We start from the raw sequence: 17,397 nt of genomic DNA on the forward strand, positions 1-17,397 counted from the left end.
AGCGGACGCCGCGTCGCCCGGTCGTGATCGGCCGCTTCTGACTCAAAGCAGACGTTCCAGGCTCTTGATCGGCCCCTGGGGGCGATCACGGGAACCTTTCATTGTTCCTAAGCTTGTTCTGTGTGCCTGACCAAAACATCATCATAGCGATTGGCTGTTCTCAGGGTGGCGTGGAGGCGCTGATCAGGCTAGTTCAAAAGTTCGATCTTATGTGGCGTGCGAGCATTCTCATCACGAGCCATATCGGGCGCAGGGGTTCTTCCTTGCCGCAAGTGCTGCAGCGGCATTCCGAACTCGCGGTTTCGCACGCGCGCAATGACAGCCTGATGGTGCCCAATCACATCTACATAGCCCCGCCCGATTATCACCTCTGCACGCTGGGGGACCGGCTCAAGCTGAGCCACGGCCCGACCGAGAATTGGTCCCGTCCCGCGATAGACCCGATGTTCAGGTCTGTTGCGGGAAGTCATGGTCGAGGCGTCATCGGTATCCTTCTTAGTGGCCGGCTGGATGACGGTGTGAGCGGGCTCATCGCTATCCAGAGTCAAGGTGGCCAGACCATTGTCCAGAACCCCACAGATGCGCTTGTGCCTGACATGCCGGAAGCAGCTCTGAAACGGATGACACCGACTCGTGTCGCTTCAATAAGAGAAATTCCGGGAGCGATAGAATCCTGTGTTGAGGCCCGACGATGACCGGCTACAACATGCAAAGGCCATATACCATCACCTGCCCCGAGTGCGGGGGCGCGTTGTTTCCCATGATCGCAGAGCCGGCGCCTCATTTCGAGTGCCACATCGGCCACAAGCTCTCACCCGAGACTATGATGGAGTCTCAATTGAAGCGGCTGGAGGTTTCGCTTTCAGCGGTGATGGTGGGCATGAAGGAGCGAGCTGAACTTTGCCGCCAGCTTGAACAAAGTGGCCTTATACACCGCGAGACAGCAATCAAAATGATCGCGGAAGCAGATGAACGGGCTAGGGAAATGAAGAAGCTACTGGAGTCTTCTTGGCTGCCCATTCCTGCCGAATTGTAGATTCGCTTTCACCCGAGACCATGTCCGCTGATGGCCCGAAGCCGGCTGCAAGAAAGGGGCAGAGTATGTCCGCTCTGCGCACTTAGTTCAGACGTCGACTTGCTCTGCTATTGCAAGCGCATCGGCCACTTCAATTCCCAGGTATCGGCGGTACTGTTGGTGTGTCCCAGAAGCAGCTGCACGGCTCGCAGGTTGCCCGTGCGCCGATAGATAAGGGTCGCTTTTGTTCGACGGAGCGAATGCGTTCCAAACAGGTGAGGATCCAACCCTATACCGGCCAGCCAGCCCGATAATTGACGCGCATATTGCCGAGTGGTCAGGCTGCCCCCGCGCCCTCGACGGCCGGTACTTTAGGTCCAATTCGATGGACCAAAGGTCGCAATTTGACCCAAGCGGAATCGTTGCCCGTCCGCGGTGCGGCTCATGCGGCCCCAATAGGGATCGTTCCGGCCAGCCGCGTAGGCGGCCACAGGATCGGATCATCGAGCGAACTGGCTTTGGCACTGCATTCGTTCTAAGCTCTGCGTTGACGCCGAAGGCGAAGCAACTCGTCGAAGCGCGAACAAAAAAAGCACAGGGGGGATCATCATGTCCGCGTTGTCACGCCGCGATTTCCTGGCACTTTCGACATCAGTGGCCGCCGTCGGCCTCGCCTCACCGGTGCAAGCCGCGATGGGGCCGAACGACAAATACGATCTGGTGATCCGCGGCGGTGAGGTTCTCGACCCCAGCCAGTCGCTGCGCGCCAGACGCGATATCGGTATCCGCTGGGGCGTCATTGAGACGGTACAGGAGACGATTCCTGCCGAGCGCACGCTGAAGAGCATCGACGCGTCGGGCAAGCTCGTGATGCCCGGTCTCATCGATCTGCATAGTCACGTCTATCCCTACGGCTCGGCAATCGGCATTCCCGCGGACGAGCTCGTGCAATTCCAGGCTACGACAACCGTCGTCTCGGCGGGCGATGCCGGGGTCAACAATCTGGCGGCGTTGCGCCGGTTCATCGTGGCCCAGACAAGGGCGCGGATGTACGCCTTCGTCCATATCGCCAATAACGGACTTTCGGCGTTCCCGGCCGCCGAGCTTTACAATATCGACGTCGCACAGACCGAAGCCTGCGCGATGGCGCTCGCCGAGAACGCCGATTTCCTGCTCGGGGTCAAAGTGCGGATGTCGGAGAACGTGATCTATAAGCACGGGCTCGAGCCGCTGAAGCGCGGCATCCAGGCTTGCGAGATGTGCGGCTGGCCGGCCAAGATGATGGTGCATATCGGCGGCGTCGAGTCCAAGGAGCTGATGTCGCAAATTCTCGACTTGCTCCGCCCGGGCGACGTGCTGACGCATGCCTATTCGGGCGCGCCGAACATGACGAACGTCTTCACCAATATCGTTCAAGACGGCAAGCTGCTGCCTGCGGCTCTGGCTGCCAAGCAGCGCGGCGTCATGTTTGACGTCGGTCACGGCGGCGGCAGTTTCGATTTCACCGTGGCGGAGGTGGCGATTCCCGGCGGATGCACGCCGGACACGATCTCCTCCGACATCCATGTCTTCTCCGGTAATTCGCCAGGCATTCCGTTCCTGCCCAACGTGATGAGCAAGTTCATGACGCTCGGCTTTACGCTGGAGCAGGTGGTCGCGATGGCCACCACCGCCCCGGCGAAAATCATCAATCGCGCGCCGAAGATCGGCACTTTGCAGGTCGGTGCGCCCGGCGACGTCGCCATCATGGAGCTGGTGGAGGGGCCGGTCAGCTTCCTTGACACCCGCAACAACAAGAGGGAAGGGAAGGCCTATCTCAAGCCGTTCCAGACCGTCATCAACGGGGTCCCCTTCGGCCGGCCCTATCAGGCGCCGTTCGCGGTGAGATGACGCGGTAGAAAGCAGCTAGGACGCGGCGACGTTCACCCTGACCGTGGACGGATCGCGGAAGGCGAAGCCCGCGAGCCAGCACCGAGCGGCGCGGGGGCCGGCTGCCGCCGCGCCAATGCGGGAGCTGATCGGGGGATCTGTCGCTCACGGCGTTCGCCGTCAAAAGCGCTGCATTTCAGCAAATTGATCGCAGCGGCCCCGCCAAGCTCTTCAACGCCGTGCGCCATCTTGCTTGATGATTGGCTTTGCGTAGGTCGGCGTGCTTGCCGCAACCGCCGGACGAGGTCCGGCGATCCGCGACCGGCATTGGCCAACAGCCCGGCCCAAGTTCAAATAGCCAGGAAGTCGGCCGACGGTATGGGCTAACGCGTGCGTCCTGACCGCTTGAGATCGGCGACCTTGAACCTGTTGCCGGCGGCCAGGCTGCTGCACAACCAGTGCGCCTTGTTTCGGTTGTCGCCTAGGAACGTTCTGGTCTCGACGCAATCGAGGAAGGATTTGTGGGTGATGGTGTCTCGGCAGGTTGGCGAGAAAGGTCCGTAGTCTATGTTGCCGCCCGACAGGCTGCATCCAACCCAGGGCTCCTTGCCATTTGAAAAGCTTGATGCACAGCCACCGTTGCAGCTGCTAGCGACTTTCTCCAGGCTGGCAAGCCTCGCCATTGCTGAGCCCGGCGCATAGGACGGCGTTCGGGCGGCCGTCGACGTCGTTCGAGCCGCCGGAGTCCGGCGCGATGTGCCGGTGCTTGCCGCGCGCTGCGGCGCATGCGGTTTCGCCACCGGTTTTGCCGCATCGACCGTGATGGGGGGAAGCGTGGCAGCGGAGCCTGTCGGGATTTGCGATGCTGCCGAGGTGCACAGCAAAATGGTCGACAAGGCAGCGATGGTTGAAGGCACGACAAGGCTTGATGACAATCTCATGACCATGTCCTTCAATGCCGGGCGGAAATGCCCCCGGTAGTGCACGCTAACACACATTTGGGATGGAGCAACCGAGGGTTGAAGTGACGTCTGCTCGATGACTCGGCATCGACGTCGCAGTCAGGCGAATGTGGATCGCGTCGCCGCGTCGCCGCGTCGCTTTGGGCCCCGGCTCTGCGGAGCAGCGTTGCACGCTGCACCGCGTCCGGGGACACGAGCGGAGCCAAAAACAAAAACGGGGCCCGCAAGGGCCCCGCAAACTCTACAACGCTTGCCGCGATCTTACTTGATCTTGGCTTCGCGGAATTCGACGTGCTTGCGCGCGACCGGATCGTACTTCTTCTTGACCAGCTTGTCGGTCATGGTGCGCGAATTCTTCTTGGCGACGTAGTAGAAGCCGGTGTCGGCCGAGGACACGAGCTTGACCTTGATGGTGACCGCTTTGGCCATGTTCAGAACCTCAGGAATGAAGGGAATCTGGAGCCGGCCAAACGGCCCGCGTTGGCCGGCAACCTAGCCAGAAACCGCTTGATGTCAAGGTTTTAGACCCCAAAAACCACCCGAAACGGGCCCATTAGGCCTCGAAGAACCGGTTTTTCGGCCGCGGCAGGCCCAGATTCTCTCTCAGAGTGGCACCTTCATACTCCTTGCGGAAAATCCCGCGGCGCTGCAACTCCGGCACCACCTTGTCGACGAAATCATCGAGGCCGGCGGGCAGGAACGGGAACATGATGTTGAAGCCGTCGGAGCCGCGCCCGACCAGCCATTCCTCCATCTGGTCGGCAATGGTTTTGGCCGTGCCGACAAAGGACAGCCCGCCATAGCCGCCGACGCGCTGGGCGAGCTGACGCACGGTGAGCTTGTCGCGCTTGGCGAGGTCGACCATCCGTTGGCGGCCGCTCTTGCTGGCATTGGTCTCGGGAATCTCGGGCAGGGGCCCATCGGGATCGAAGCCCGAGGCATCGGTGCCGAGAACGACGGAGAGCGAGGCGATGGCGCTGTCGTAATGCACGCGGCTGTCGAGCAGCGCGCGCTTCTCCTTGGCCTCGTCGACGCTGTCGCCGACCACGACGAAGGCGCCGGGGAGGATCTTGAGGTGCTCGGGGTCGCGGCCGATCTTCTCCATGCGGCCCTTTATGTCGGCATAAAGCTTTTGGCTATCGGCGAGGCTGCCGCCGCCGGTGAACACGGCTTCCGCGGTTTCAGCCGCGAGCTGCCTGCCGTCTTCCGACGCGCCGGCCTGCACGATCAGCGGCCAGCCTTGCACCGGACGGGCGATGTTGAGGGGGCCGCGCACCTTCAGATATTTGCCCTGGTGGTCGAGTACATGCATCTTCGCGGGATCGACGAACACGCCGCTTTCGACATCGCGCACGAATGCGTCGTCGGCGAAGGAATCCCATAGGCCCGTGACGACGTCGTAGAACTCGCGGGCCCGCTTGTAGCGCTCGGCGTGCTCCATGTGGTCATCCAGACCGAAATTCAGCGCCGCGTCCGGGTTCGAGGTGGTGACGATGTTCCAGCCCGCGCGGCCGCCGCTGAGATGGTCGAGCGAAGCGAAGCGGCGTGCGACGTGATAGGGCTCGTCGAACGTGGTCGAGCCGGTCGCGATCAGGCCGATGCGCTCGGTGACCGCCGAGAGCGCCGACAGCAGCGTGAACGGCTCGAACGAGGTCACCGTGTGGCTGCGCTTGAGCGCGTTGATCGGCATGTTCAGCACGGCGAGGTGATCGGCCATGAAGAAGGCGTCGAACTTGCCGGCCTCGAGCTTCTGGATCAGCTGCTTGATGTGCGAGAAGTTGAAATTGGCGTCAGGCCAGGCCCCGGGATAGCGCCAGGCGCCGGTGTGGATGCTGATCGGGCGCATGAACGCGCCAAGCTTGAGTTGCCGTTGTGCCATCGCCCGGTGTCCGTTCTTGGTGACGCTCGGGAAGACATAGGCATGCGCGGGAACTCCGCCATCGGGGAAGGCGGGAAGATTATTTTGTTTTTCGATGTGAGCTCAGCACAATCTCGTCATTCCGGGCTCGCGCTGCGCGCGCCGGGAATGACAAGTCAGCTCAAAATATCCTTCTGCATCTTGCCGCCGTAGAAATGGAAGAACGGCACCGGTGCATCGTGGCGGAGCGGGCCGGTGGCGAGGCGGGTGTCGAGCTCGTTGAGCACGTTGCGCGTCATCGGATGCAGATCGGCGAGCGGCTTCGAGCCGAGCTCGACCCAGACCAGCTCGACCAGTTCGGCGTCGGCGTGGATCACGCCGTCGACGCGGTGGGTGATCGCGGAGGCATCTGCGGTGAAGAAGCGCGTGTCGAAGCGCTTGACGCGGCCGGGCGGGGTGATGGCGCGGGCAATCAGGAACAGGCCGGAGGGATCGGGCAACAGGCCTGCATCCGCAAACGGCTTCCAGGGACCATCGAGCTTCGGCGCCTTGCCCTCCGCTCTGCGGCCGAGGCAGAGACCGGTCTCCTCGCAAGCCTCGCGGATCGCGGCGATGGCGAGCGACTTCGCGCGTGAGGCCGGCGTCTTCGGGCTGCCCTTGGCGAGATTGGCCTCCAACTCTGCCGTGATCGGCGCCGCACACGGCACGCGGTAGTCGGCCTTGTCGACGCGCCCGCCGGGGAAGACGAACTTGCCGGGCATGAACACCACCTTGTCATGGCGTTTGCCAACGAGCACCTTCGGAATGGCGCCGCTGCGATCGACCAAGATCAGGGTCGCCGCATCCCTCGGGCGGAAATAGGGATGGTGATCGGCTTCCTTCTCCTCGTGAACCTTTGCCTTCTCCGCGACGTGCGTCGTATCCGTCATGTCCTCACCCAGACCGTTCCTGTTTATTTTGCTTATACAGGCGGAATACCATCCGGAGGGTTCTCGTCAAACCCGTGCATGCGCAGAGCCCATTGCAAGCCGACCACAGCTCCCTTCATCGGCTGCAGCAGCGCGAGCGAGGCCACGAAGGTGAAGGGCAGATAGGCCGCGAAGCTGATCCAGACCGGTGTCGTGTAATTGGTCTCGATCCAGAGGATGGCGGGTACCACGATATGGCCGACGATGACGATGACGAGATAGGCGGGCAGATCGTCCGCACGATGCGGCGTGAAGTCGAGGTCGCATTTGGCGCAATCATCGGCGGTCTTCAGGAAGGCGCGGAACAGCTTTCCCTCGCCGCAGCGCGGGCAGCGGCCGCGAAAGCCGCGCTTCATCGCCGTCCAGAGATCGCGCTTCTCGATAAGACCCGTCTCGCGCGTCCAGATTTTTGGGGCCGTGCTCATCGTCACCACGCTTTGCCCTTTTTACCTCCGCCTTTTCCCTTGTTCTTTCCTTTGCCCTTCTTCGGCTTGCCGGACTTCTGCTTTGTCGGCTTGCGTTTCTTATCCGGACTGCGTCCGGGGTGCGCCTTGAACGAGGGGCGGCGTTGTGTGCCAGTTGGTCTGCGGCCGGGCGGCGCGCTTTCACTGGTCGACGACAGCAGCTCGAAGCGCAGCGCGCCCGCGATGGGGGCCGCTTCTATGAGACGAACATCGACCACGTCACCGAGCTGATGCATGGTGCCGCTGCGCGTGCCGACCAGCGCGTGCCGGCTCTCGTCATAGTTGAAATATTCCGTGCCGAGGGATCTGATCGGGATCAGACCGTCGGCGCCGGTCTCGGCAAGCTTGACGAACAGGCCAGCGCGCGTGACGCCGGAGACGCGGCCCTGGAAGCTTGCGCCGATGCGGTCTGCGAGGTGATGGGCGATCAGGCGGTCGACGGTCTCGCGCTCCGCCTTCATGGCGCGCCGCTCGGTCATCGAGATGTGCGCTGCGACTTCGCCAAGGCTTTCCGGCGTCTCGCTGTCGGGCAGGGCGCCTTCGCCGAGGCCGAGCGCGCGGACCAGCGCGCGGTGCACGACGAGGTCGGCATAGCGACGGATCGGCGAGGTGAAATGCGCGTAGCGGCGCAGGTTCAAGCCGAAATGACCGTAATTTTCCGACGAGTATTCAGCCTGCGCCTGCGCGCGCAGCACGACTTCGCTCACCAGCGGAAAATGGTCGTGGCCTTCCTGCTGGGCCAGCACGCGGTTGAAAAGAGCGGGCCGCAGCGCGCCGGATTTCGCGAAGGGGACGTCGAGCGTCTGCAGGAATTCCGCGAGCGCGTGGACCTTCTCCAAGGTCGGCTCGTCATGCACGCGGTAGATCAGCGGGAGCGATTTCTTCTCCAGCATCTCGGCCGCGGCGACGTTGGCGAGGATCATGAACTCCTCGATCAGCTTGTGCGCGTCGAGCCTTTCAGGCACGATGACACGGTCGACCGTGCCGTCGCTCTTCAGCAGGATCTTGCGTTCCGGCAGATCAAGGTTGAGCGGATCGCGCTCGTCGCGTGCGCGCTTGGCGCAGGCGTAGGCGGCATAGAGCGGCCTCAGGATCGGATCGAGCAGGGGACCGGTGGTGTCGTCCGGCCTCCCATCGATCGCAGCCTGCGCCTGCGCGTAGCTCAGCTTCGCGGCCGAGCGCATCAGGATGCGGTGGAAACTATGCGAGCGCTTGCGGCCGTCGGGGCCGAGCACCATGCGCACCGCGAGCGCGCCGCGCGGCTCGCCCGGCACCAGCGAGCAGAGGTCGTTGGAGATGCGCTCGGGCAGCATCGGCACAACGCGGTCGGGAAAATACACGGAGTTGCCGCGGTCGAGCGCGTCGCGATCGAGCGCGGTGCCGGGCCGGACGTAGAAGCTCACATCGGCAATGGCGACGTTGACGATGAAGCCGCCCTTGTTGTTGGGGTCGTCGTCAGGCTGCGCGTGCACCGCGTCGTCGTGGTCTTTCGCATCCGGCGGATCGATGGTGACGAGCGGCACGTCACGCCAGTCCTCGCGACCCTTCAAACTGGCGGGCTCCGCTGCTTCGGCCTCGCGCTCTGCCGCGGGGCGGAATTGCAGCGGGATGTCGTGCGCGTAAATCGCGATCAGGCTGATCGCCTTCTCCGACTTGACCGAGCCGAGCTTCTCTTTCACCCGGCCAGACGCCAGCCCAAAGCTGCGCGTGCGGACGATGTCGACGCTGACGAGGTCACCGTCCTGCGCGCCATGCGTATCGGCTGCTGCAATGTTGAGCTCGCGGTCGGCGGACTTCTTGTCGACCGGGACCAGCCGTCCGCCGCCTTCGGGAAGGCTGCGGAACACCCCGAGGATGCGGGTCTTGGCCTTGTCGAAGACCTTGATGATGTGGCCGCGATAGGCCGGGCCGTCGGTCTCATCGGAGCGCTCGACGCGCACCAGCGCGCGATCGCCAACGCCGGCCGTGGTGCCGGGCTTTGGCCGGCGCGGCATCGTGATCAGGATTTTTGGCGGTTCGCCGCTTTCGACCTCGTCCCATTCGGTGGGGGAGGCGACCAGCTCGCCGTCGGCGTCGCGGCCGGTGATGTCGGCGACCAGCGTCGGCGGCAGGCTGTCCGGCTCGGAGATCGTGTGGCGCTTCTTCTTGACGACGCCGTCATCGGCGAGTTCGCGCAGCATGCGCCTGAGCTCGGCGCGATCGGCGTTCTTCAGCCCGAACTCGCGTGCAATTTCGCGAGTCCCGACCTTTCCTGGATGTGCCTTGATGAAGGCGACGACGGCGTTCCGGTCGGGAAAGCCATGGTCATTCTTGCGTTTCACTTAACCTCTAGGTCGTGCCGGCGCTCTTCTTGGCCGGAGCTTTGGCGCTCGCGGCCTTGGTCGGCGACGTTTTGGCCGTCGACGACACGGCTGCGCGCGCCTTGCTGGTGGATTCGGTTTTCGATTTGGCCGCAGCTTTCTTTGCGGCCGGCTTCTTCGGCTTTGGCGCGGCGTCCTCGCCATCCGTGGCCTTCGCCGCTGCCTTCTTGGCCTTGGCCGGCTTTGCCGCCTTCTTCGCCTTGGTCTTGCCGCCGCCCTTGGCGGCGCGCTCGTCGATCAGCGCGATCGCCTGCGGCAGCGTGACGGTGTCCTTTTCGAACTCGGCGGGGATTGTGGCGTTGACGCCGCCGGCCGTGACGTAAGCGCCGTAACGGCCGCTCTTGACGGTGACGGTGCCGAGCGTCGGATGGTCGCCGATCGCCTTGCCGGGATCGGCGCCGAAACGGCGGCTAGGGCCCTTGGCAACCTTTTCCGCGATCAGCGTCACCGCGCGATTGAGGCCGATGTCAAAGACCTCGTCGCCGGCTTCCAGGCTGGCATAGGTCTTCTCATGCTTCACGAACGGCCCAAAGCGGCCGAGGCCGGCGGTGATGGGCTGGCCGGTTTCCGGGTGCTTCCCGATCTCGCGCGGCAGCGACAGCAGCTTCAGCGCGAGCTCGAGGTCGACATCACCGGGCGAGGTGCCCTTGGGAATGCCTGCGCGCTTCGGCTTCTCGCCTTCCTCATAGTCCTTCTGCTCGCCGAGCTGGATGTAGGGGCCGAACCGGCCGGCCTTGACCCAGACATCGCGACCCGTATCGGGATCCTGGCCGAGCGAACGGTCGGCGCTGGCTTCGCCGTCGGCGGCGAGCTGGCGGGTGTAGCGGCACTCCGGATAGTTCGAGCAGCCGACGAAGGCGCCGAACTTGCCGGCCTTCAGATTGAGGCGGCCATTGCCGCAGCTGGGGCACTGCCTGATGTCGCCGCCATCGGGCCGAGGTGGATAGATGTGCTGTCCGAGCATCTCGTCGAGGACGTCGAGCACCTGCGCCACACGCAGGTCCTTGATCTCGTCGACGGCGCCGATGAAGCCGGTCCAGAAGTCCTTCAGCACCTGCTGCCAGGAGATCTCATTGTTGGAGATGCGGTCGAGCTGCTCTTCCAGATTGGCGGTGAAATCGTATTCGACATAGCGGGCGAAGAAGCTCTCGAGGAACGCGACTACGACGCGGCCCTTGTCCTCGCCGTGCAGGCGCTTCTTCTCCAGCTTGACGTAGCCGCGGTCCTTCAGCACCTGGAGGATCGAGGCATAGGTCGAGGGCCGGCCGATGCCGAGTTCTTCCATGCGCTTGACCAGCGAGGCCTCGGAGAAGCGCGGCGGCGGCTCGGTGAAGTGCTGGGTGACGGCAAGCGACTGCCGCTTGAGCGCATCGTTCGGGCTCATCGCGGGCAGGCGGCGGGAATCCTCGTCTTCCTCGTCGTCGCGGCCTTCCTGGTAGAGCGCAAGAAAGCCGTCGAACTTGACGACCTGGCCGGTGGCGCGCAGCTCCAGCGTGCGGCCGCCCGCCTTCGCCGTGATGTCGACGGTGGTGCGTTCCAGCTCGGCCGATTCCATCTGGCTCGCAATGGTGCGCTTCCAGATCAGCTCGTAGAGCTTCGCCTGATCGGCATCGAGCTTGCGGCTCATGCTGTCGGGGCGGCGCGACATGTCGGTCGGGCGGATTGCTTCGTGGGCTTCCTGGGCGTTCTTGGCCTTGGCCTGGTACTGGCGGGGGGCGTCAGGCACATAGGCGTTGCCGTAATCCTCGCCGATCACCTTGCGCGCCTGGGTGATGGCGGACGGATCGATCTGCACGCCGTCGGTACGCATATAAGTAATGAGTCCGGTGGTCTCGCCGCCGATGTCGATGCCCTCATAGAGGCGCTGGGCGATGCGCATCGTGTGCGCCGGCGCAAAGCCGTATTTGCGGCTGGCTTCCTGCTGCAGCGTCGAGGTCGTGAATGGCGCCTGCGGGTTGCGCCGGGCCGGCTTGGCGTCGACCGAGGTCACGGCGTAAGCCGCCGCCTCCAAGGCCTTCTTGAAGTCTTCGGCTTCCGCGCCGGCGCCGATGTCGAGGCGCTGGATCTTCTTGCCGTCGGCGCCGACGAGGCGGGCCTCGAACGCATCGCCGCGCGGGGTCAGCAGCGTCGCGACCAACGACCAATATTCACGCGCGACGAACTTCTCGATCTCGAGCTCGCGGTCGCAGACAAGGCGCAGCGCCACCGACTGCACGCGGCCGGCGGAGCGGGCGCCCGGCAGCTTGCGCCACAGCACGGGGGAGAGGGTGAAGCCGACGAGGTAGTCGAGCGCGCGGCGCGCCATATAGGCGTCGACGAGCGCGCCATCGATCTGGCGCGGATGCTTCATCGCGTCCGAGACCGCTTGCTTGGTGATCGCGTTGAACACCACCCGCTCGATCTTATGGTCCTTCAGTGCGCGCTTTTCCTTCAGCACCTCCAGCACGTGCCAGGAGATGGCCTCGCCCTCCCGATCAGGGTCGGTGGCGAGAATCAGGCGATCGGCGCCCTTCAGGGATTTTGCGATGTCGTTGAGCCGGCCAGCCGCCTTGGGATCGATCTCCCAGATCATCTTGAAATTGGCGTCGGGATCGACGGAGCCGTTCTTCGCCGGCAAGTCCCGGACATGGCCGAACGAGGCCAGAACCTCGTAGGACGAGCCCAAATACTTGTTGATCGTCTTGGCTTTCGCCGGCGACTCCACAATGACGATATTCATGTAGTTCCAGTAACTTATGGGAAAATTCTGGGCCGAATTCGATGAGATTCGGGTCGGCCGCTTCGTCCCGAACATGGGTGGTGAGGCCGTCTCTGTCAAATCGAAGGGTGTTGAAAGCCCCCTAGATGAGAAAAGTTTCATATCGAGAAAGTTGCAGAATACCGCCTTTGAGTTGCGGCCGATGCCGGCGTAATGTTTCTGTGGGGCATGGATTCGGGTAGGGGCTGGTGGCTAGGCCAGGGAAGAAACGGGCGGCCGCCGCATCGCGGGCGGCGGGAGGCTCGCGTTACGAGGAACCGGGAGAGGGCGGGGCGGACGAGGCCGTCGCCTTCATCGCCGAGCAGGTCGGGACGCTGCGCAAGCTCGCCGAGCGCCACAAGCTCGACGTGCTGCATCATCTCCTGGGGATGACCAAGCTCGAGGCCGACGAGCATCTGCGGCTGCGGAGCAAGCGCAAGCTGTCGTGAGGATGCGGCACTCCTTCAACCTCGGCAATGACGGGTGAGGTTAGCCGTTGCGGCGTGCCATTTTGGCCAATCGCTGGCCGAGATACTCGGCCGTGCTGACGTCGCTCTGAGGCAACGTGCCGTCGACCAAGTGTGTCGCCAGGCCTAGTTGGCTACCCAACCGGTTACGATCGCTCGGGTCCTCGCCCCCGGGAATGTCGAGCCCGCACCAGAGCATGCCGTGCTGGGCGGCCAGAATAGAAAAGTAGGTCAGCGCGTGGAGCTGGTCGCCACCCGCGCAGGCACCGGTCGTGAAGCCGCCTGCGATCTTGTTGGCCCATCGCTGCTTGCTCCATCGGTCGCTTGAAGCGTCTGCGAAGGCTTTGAATTGGGCCGCTGGCCCGCCCATATAGGTCGGGCTGCCAAACGCGACCGCGCCGGCGCGGTCGATCGACTCCAACAGGCTCTCATTCTGGAAGCGGCCTGACACGATGTCGTCGCCGACGATCCGACAAAACGCGATCTCCGCCATACCGTCCGCTCCCCGCGCCATTGCATGCGCCAGCCGCTCGGTGGTGCCGGAAATGGAAAAATAGACGATGGCGAGCAGGGGCATGGCGGCGCCGCTTCGGGTGTTCAACCATCTTCGGCCTCGCCGATGTTTTGTACAAGGCCCGCAACGACGAGTGTGGTGGCAGTGCGCCGCTGTCAGGCCGAGCGGCGGCGCGGTGCAGGCCGCAGTTTGAGCGTCGTGTCGGCCTGCGTGAGCAGGCGGCCGTCGTCCGCGCGCAGTTCGAGCTTGCGTACCGGGCGGCCCTTCTTGCGATCGACCAGAATGGTGGCGATCTCCTCCGGGTGGTTGTCGAACTCCTCACTCCATTGCCGCAGCGCCACCAGGATCGGGAAGGTGCCGCGACCCTTCGGCGTCAGCACATACTCTTGATACGCGCTGCCGTCGGAGGCGGGGGCAGTCGCCAGTATGCCGTGATCGACCAGCGCGCGCAGCCGCGCCGCCAGGATGTTCTTGGCCATGCCGAGCTTGCTCTGAAACTCGCCGAAGCGGCGCTGGCCGGACAGGGCCTCACGGATAATCAGCAGCGACCACCAATCGCCGATCGCTTCCAGCGCTCGCGCGACCGGGCAGGAATCGCCTTCGAAACTCGTTCGTTTCACCATTGCTTCGTCTTTCGCGTTCGCTCGAGAACCCATCACGCGCTTGTGTGGTTGCATTATAAAACCATAGGCCCTAGATGGCAAATTGGTTTTATGATGCAACCGTTGGAGGCGAACGTGAGATTGAAGAACAAGACGGCCCTGATTACCGGCGGCAACAGCGGCATTGGTCTTGCGACCGCAAAGCTGTTCGTCGCCGAAGGCGCGAAGGTGGTGGTCACCGGACGCAACAAGGAGAGACTGGAGGCCGCCGCGAAGGAGCTCGGGCCGAACGCGCTCGCGCTCGCCGCCGACGCTACCGACATCGCCGCGACGGAAGCGGCGATCAAAAAGGGCGCCGAAAAGTTCGGCAAGTTCGACATCGTATTCGCCAATGCAGGCATCGCCGGCGGCACGCCGCTCGGCTCGGCGACGCTGGACGTGTTCGAGAAGGTCATCAGCACCAACCTCACCAGCGTCTTCTTCACCGTTCAGTCCGCGCTGCCTTATCTCAACGACAACGGCTCGATCATCCTCAACGGCTCGGTGATCTCAGTGCTCGGGATTCCCGGCTACTCGGCTTACGGCGCCGCGAAGGCGGGCGTGCGCGCGATGGCGCGGATCATGGCCTCGGAGCTGTCGCCGCGCGGCATTCGCGTCAATGTGGTCGCGCCCGGCGCGATCCGCACGCCGATCTGGGGGGCAGCAACCGCCACACCGGAAGCCGAGAAGGCGTTCGAGAAGCGGATCGCGCTGACGACCCCGCTTGGCCGAATTGGTGAAACAGATCACGTTGCGAAGACGGTGCTGTTCCTGGCTTCGGATGATTCCGCACATGTGCAGGGCCAGGAAATCTTCGTGGACGGCGGCGCGGTTGCCTCTCCAAGCGGCGCACCGATCTATCGCGGCTGATCAAGTGAAGTGAAAACGAACTAGTCGGCGCGACCGCGCGGTTGCGCCGACAGGTTCCTGCACTGCGCAAGCTGTATTTCTTGAACCTTGCGTGAGGCGTTGAACCTTCGCTTGCGCTGGCAAGACCCTTTTACGGGCAGGGGTCACAAGACTCATTTTCGAGGGAGCCCGAAATGCCAAAGGCAGCTCGTATTATTTCTCTGATTTCAGCACCGCCCATTTACACCGAAAACTCCGCCGTTCCCGCCAGGCATTCCGACGTCTCCGAGTTCATCGGGGTGGCTGTTTTCGCCGGTATCGGCCTGTTCGTTTCGCTCGTCGCCGTCATCCTCGGCATTCAGGGCGCCTGGTTTTAGCGTTGTCGCTCGCGCGCCGTTCGATCAGCCGCCGCACGCGGTGTTGCGGCGGCTGATGATGTGCGCGTCGCCTCAGGCCGCCCGGAGGCTGGTTGCCGCCTGAAGCGCGCTTGCGAGCGACTTCTCGCGGTGCTCCGGCCCGACCTGGATGCCGTCGGCACTGATGAATTCGGGGGCGTGAATGCCCATGAAGCCGAACACGCCACGAAGATACGTTTCGAGATGCTCCAGCGACGCGGCCGGCGAGCCCGCGCCGTAATAGCCCCCGCGCGAGATTGCGAAGATCACGCGCTTGCCACCGGCAAGACCCTGCGGTCCGTTCGCCCCATAGCTGAACGTCTTCCCCGCCACCAGGACGCGGTCGATCCAGGCCTTGAGCTGGCTCGGAATGGTGAAATTGTACATGGGCGCGCCGATCACGACGATGTCGGCGGCAAGGAACTCATCCAGCGCGGCCGCGCCCGCCGCGAGGTCGGGGCCCAGCTCCGCCGGCGCAGGTGCGCCTTGCGCGGCGGCGAGATGGGAGCCGGAGAGGTGGGCGAGCGGGCTCTGGGTCAGGTCGCGATAGACGATGTCCAGCGCAGGCGTCGCCTGGCGCAGCCGGTCGACGATGGCGGCGGAGACCTGCCGGGAGACGGAGTGGGGGCCGAGCACGCTGGAGTCGATATGGAGAAGTTTCATTCGGGAGCACCCTGGTATATGTTTGTAACCAGAGCTACATGAGTGACTATCAAAATCCCCGCAAGAACGCACTTTTTTGAGCCATGGACACATCCTTGAAACTTGAGCACATCGATTTGCCTGCCTCACCGAGGCCGAATCCCGACCATGCCGACTGCCGCGGCGTGGCCTCGGTGCTGTCGCGCGTCGGCGACAAATGGAGCGTGTTCGTGATCATGATGCTCAGCGACGGGCCGAAGCGCTTCAACGAGCTCAAGCGCATGATCAACGGCATCTCGCAGCGGATGCTGACCTTGACGCTGCGCGGGCTGGAGCGCGACGGCCTCATCACGCGCACGATCTTCCCGACCATTCCGCCGCGCGTGGATTACGAACTGACCGATCTTGGTCGCGGGCTGCAACAGCCGGTAAAGGCGCTCGGGCAATGGGCGATCGCGCATCAGGAGCAGATCGCGGCGGCACGCACACGCTTCGACGCGCGCAACGAGACCTAAACCAGCGACACCAATCCGCCCCCATGGCGCTCGAGCTTTCCGGCAAGCTCGAGCTCCAGCAGCACGGTGCGCACGATCGCGGGCGAGGCTCCTGACATGCGCACGAGGTCATCGATCGAGATTGGCGTCGGCCCAAGCAGGCCGGTGATCTGGTCGCGGTCGTGGCCTTGCGGATCGCTCTCGAACGGCTCGCTGTCGGGCTCTTCGGCCGGATGCATCGGCGGCCGCTCCATGATCGGCTGGACCGCGTTGACGATGTCGGCGGCTTCCGTGACGAGCGTTGCGCCCTGCTTGATCAGATCATTGGCGCCGGCGGCGCGCGGGTCGAGCGGCGAGCCGGGCACCGCGAACACCTCGCGGCCCTGTTCGGCCGCCATGCGCGCGGTGATCAGCGAACCCGAGCGGTGCGCCGCTTCCACCACGACCACGCCGAGCGAGGCGCCCGAGATCAGCCGGTTGCGGCGAGGGAAGTCACGGGCGCGCGGCTCGTGGCCGAGCGGCATCTCGGAGATCGCGGCGCCCGCGTGGTCGAGGATTGCAGTGAGGAGATCACCATGTTCGGGCGGATAGATGCAGTCATGCCCGCCGGCCAGCACGGCGACGGTGCCGCTTTCGACGCTCGTGCGATGCGCGGCCTGGTCGACGCCGCGGGCGAGGCCGGAGATGACCACGAAGCCGGCTTCGCCGAGCTCACGCGCCAGCATGCCTGCGAATTTCAGTCCGGCGCCGGAAGCATTGCGCGAGCCGACGATCGCGATCATCGGCCGCATCAAGGTTTTCCTGTCGCTCCGCACGGCGAGCAGCGGCGGCGCATCGTCGATCATCGCCAGCCGGGCCGGATAGCCGTCCTCGCCCGGCGCGAGCCAGGCGATGCCGAATTTGCGGCTTGCGGCGAGCTCGGCCTTGGCCTCATCGGCGCTGCAGATGCGCCCCGATCGCTGCGCGCCCCCGCGGCGCGCCAGATCAGGCAGCCGCTCCAGCGCGGCGCGCGGGCTGCCGAAATGATCGACCAGCGAGCGGAAGGTGCGCGGCCCGACATTGTCGGAACGGATCAGCCGCAGGCGGTCGATCCGTTCAGCCTCCGTCAGCTCCATGCTTGGATTGATGGCGTCCACGGTGTCTCCTTGCAGGGGCAGCATGG

18 protein-coding genes and 1 pseudogene are annotated in these 17,397 nt (G+C 64.1%); 7 read left to right on the plus strand and 12 right to left on the minus strand.

Annotation, left to right across the window (positions count from 1 at the left end; all coding sequences use genetic code 11):
• Positions 1 to 122 precede the first annotated feature (122 nt).
• Together IVB28_RS13250 and IVB28_RS13255 are read left to right on the plus strand one after the other, a co-directional pair.
• Entirely contained in the window at positions 123 to 695 is a 573-nt protein-coding gene (locus IVB28_RS13250) for a chemotaxis protein CheB (protein WP_346730730.1), read from the plus strand.
• On the plus strand, positions 692 to 1,036 hold the full coding sequence (locus IVB28_RS13255) for a hypothetical protein (RefSeq protein ID WP_247526625.1): 345 nt from the start codon (positions 692 to 694) through the stop codon (positions 1,034 to 1,036). The genes IVB28_RS13250 and IVB28_RS13255 overlap by 4 nt, the downstream gene beginning before the upstream one ends.
• Before the next feature lie 87 nt (positions 1,037 to 1,123).
• Here IVB28_RS13255 and IVB28_RS13260 read toward each other — a convergent pair.
• A pseudogene (locus tag IVB28_RS13260) lies at positions 1,124 to 1,371 on the minus strand (tyrosine-type recombinase/integrase); the annotation flags it as partial.
• Positions 1,372 to 1,624: 253 nt separating this feature from the next.
• Here IVB28_RS13260 and IVB28_RS13265 point away from each other — a divergent pair.
• Positions 1,625 to 2,905, plus strand: coding sequence for an amidohydrolase/deacetylase family metallohydrolase (locus tag IVB28_RS13265; RefSeq protein ID WP_247526627.1), 1,281 nt, complete (start codon positions 1,625 to 1,627; stop codon positions 2,903 to 2,905).
• 362 nt (positions 2,906 to 3,267) lie between these two features.
• Here IVB28_RS13265 and IVB28_RS13270 read toward each other — a convergent pair whose 3' ends face one another.
• From IVB28_RS13270 to topA, 7 genes are all read right to left on the minus strand, one after another.
• Positions 3,268 to 3,825 carry a hypothetical protein gene (locus tag IVB28_RS13270; protein ID WP_247526629.1) on the minus strand — a complete coding sequence of 186 codons (558 nt, stop codon included), beginning with the start codon at positions 3,823 to 3,825 and terminating at the stop codon, positions 3,268 to 3,270.
• A 282-nt stretch (positions 3,826 to 4,107) separates the two neighbouring features.
• Entirely contained in the window at positions 4,108 to 4,275 is a 168-nt protein-coding gene (gene rpmG / locus IVB28_RS13275) for a 50S ribosomal protein L33 (protein ID WP_007603295.1), read from the minus strand.
• A 124-nt stretch (positions 4,276 to 4,399) separates the two neighbouring features.
• Positions 4,400 to 5,725: an LLM class flavin-dependent oxidoreductase gene (locus tag IVB28_RS13280; protein ID WP_247526632.1), complete on the minus strand. Its 1,326-nt coding sequence runs from the start codon at positions 5,723 to 5,725 to the stop codon at positions 4,400 to 4,402.
• Between the two features lie 155 nt (positions 5,726 to 5,880).
• Positions 5,881 to 6,633, minus strand: a complete 753-nt coding sequence (locus IVB28_RS13285) for an NUDIX domain-containing protein (RefSeq protein ID WP_247526633.1) — start codon at positions 6,631 to 6,633, stop codon at positions 5,881 to 5,883.
• Between the two features lie 32 nt (positions 6,634 to 6,665).
• On the minus strand, positions 6,666 to 7,106 hold the full coding sequence (locus IVB28_RS13290; RefSeq protein ID WP_247526634.1) for a DUF983 domain-containing protein: 441 nt from the start codon (positions 7,104 to 7,106) through the stop codon (positions 6,666 to 6,668).
• A complete protein-coding gene (gene rnr, locus IVB28_RS13295; RefSeq protein WP_247526651.1) occupies positions 7,100 to 9,457 on the minus strand; it encodes a ribonuclease R in 2,358 nt (785 codons plus the stop codon). Before rnr ends, IVB28_RS13290 begins: the two co-directional genes overlap by 7 nt.
• 7 nt (positions 9,458 to 9,464) lie before the next feature.
• The gene (topA, locus tag IVB28_RS13300) at positions 9,465 to 12,215 is read right to left on the minus strand and encodes a type I DNA topoisomerase (protein WP_247526653.1); all 2,751 of its coding nucleotides are present in this window, start codon (positions 12,213 to 12,215) and stop codon (positions 9,465 to 9,467) included.
• A gap of 227 nt (positions 12,216 to 12,442) precedes the next feature.
• On the opposite strand from topA, the gene IVB28_RS13305 reads away from it, so the two are divergent.
• On the plus strand, positions 12,443 to 12,682 hold the full coding sequence (locus IVB28_RS13305) for a hypothetical protein (RefSeq protein WP_247526654.1): 240 nt from the start codon (positions 12,443 to 12,445) through the stop codon (positions 12,680 to 12,682).
• A 40-nt stretch (positions 12,683 to 12,722) separates the two neighbouring features.
• Here the strand turns inward: IVB28_RS13305 and IVB28_RS13310 are convergent, their stop codons facing one another.
• Together IVB28_RS13310 and IVB28_RS13315 are read right to left on the minus strand one after the other, a co-directional pair.
• Positions 12,723 to 13,277 (minus strand): flavodoxin family protein, encoded by a 555-nt coding sequence (locus IVB28_RS13310; RefSeq protein ID WP_247526656.1) that lies wholly within the window; start codon positions 13,275 to 13,277, stop codon positions 12,723 to 12,725.
• A 92-nt stretch (positions 13,278 to 13,369) separates the two neighbouring features.
• The gene (locus IVB28_RS13315; RefSeq protein WP_247526657.1) at positions 13,370 to 13,837 is read right to left on the minus strand and encodes a helix-turn-helix domain-containing protein; all 468 of its coding nucleotides are present in this window, start codon (positions 13,835 to 13,837) and stop codon (positions 13,370 to 13,372) included.
• Positions 13,838 to 13,951: 114 nt separating this feature from the next.
• Here IVB28_RS13315 and IVB28_RS13320 point away from each other — a divergent pair, with 114 nt between their 5' ends.
• Both IVB28_RS13320 and IVB28_RS13325 read left to right on the plus strand, forming a co-directional pair.
• Positions 13,952 to 14,725 (plus strand): SDR family oxidoreductase, encoded by a 774-nt coding sequence (locus tag IVB28_RS13320; protein WP_247526671.1) that lies wholly within the window; start codon positions 13,952 to 13,954, stop codon positions 14,723 to 14,725.
• 173 nt (positions 14,726 to 14,898) lie between these two features.
• Positions 14,899 to 15,081, plus strand: a complete 183-nt coding sequence (locus IVB28_RS13325; RefSeq protein ID WP_247526673.1) for a hypothetical protein — start codon at positions 14,899 to 14,901, stop codon at positions 15,079 to 15,081.
• Between the two features lie 72 nt (positions 15,082 to 15,153).
• Here the strand turns inward: IVB28_RS13325 and IVB28_RS13330 are convergent, their stop codons facing one another.
• Entirely contained in the window at positions 15,154 to 15,762 is a 609-nt protein-coding gene (locus tag IVB28_RS13330; protein WP_247526675.1) for an NAD(P)H-dependent oxidoreductase, read from the minus strand.
• An 83-nt stretch (positions 15,763 to 15,845) separates the two neighbouring features.
• On the opposite strand from IVB28_RS13330, the gene IVB28_RS13335 reads away from it, so the two are divergent.
• Positions 15,846 to 16,256, plus strand: coding sequence for a helix-turn-helix domain-containing protein (locus IVB28_RS13335; protein WP_247526677.1), 411 nt, complete (start codon positions 15,846 to 15,848; stop codon positions 16,254 to 16,256).
• On the opposite strand, the gene dprA is transcribed toward IVB28_RS13335, so the two are convergent.
• Positions 16,253 to 17,395: a DNA-processing protein DprA gene (gene dprA, locus IVB28_RS13340; protein WP_247526679.1), complete on the minus strand. Its 1,143-nt coding sequence runs from the start codon at positions 17,393 to 17,395 to the stop codon at positions 16,253 to 16,255. The two genes, IVB28_RS13335 and dprA, sit on opposite strands and share 4 nt — an antisense overlap.
• Positions 17,396 to 17,397 lie beyond the last annotated feature (2 nt).

This window comes from Bradyrhizobium sp. 199 (genome assembly GCF_023073355.1).
In the GTDB taxonomy this organism is placed as follows: Bacteria; Pseudomonadota; Alphaproteobacteria; order Rhizobiales; family Xanthobacteraceae; genus Bradyrhizobium.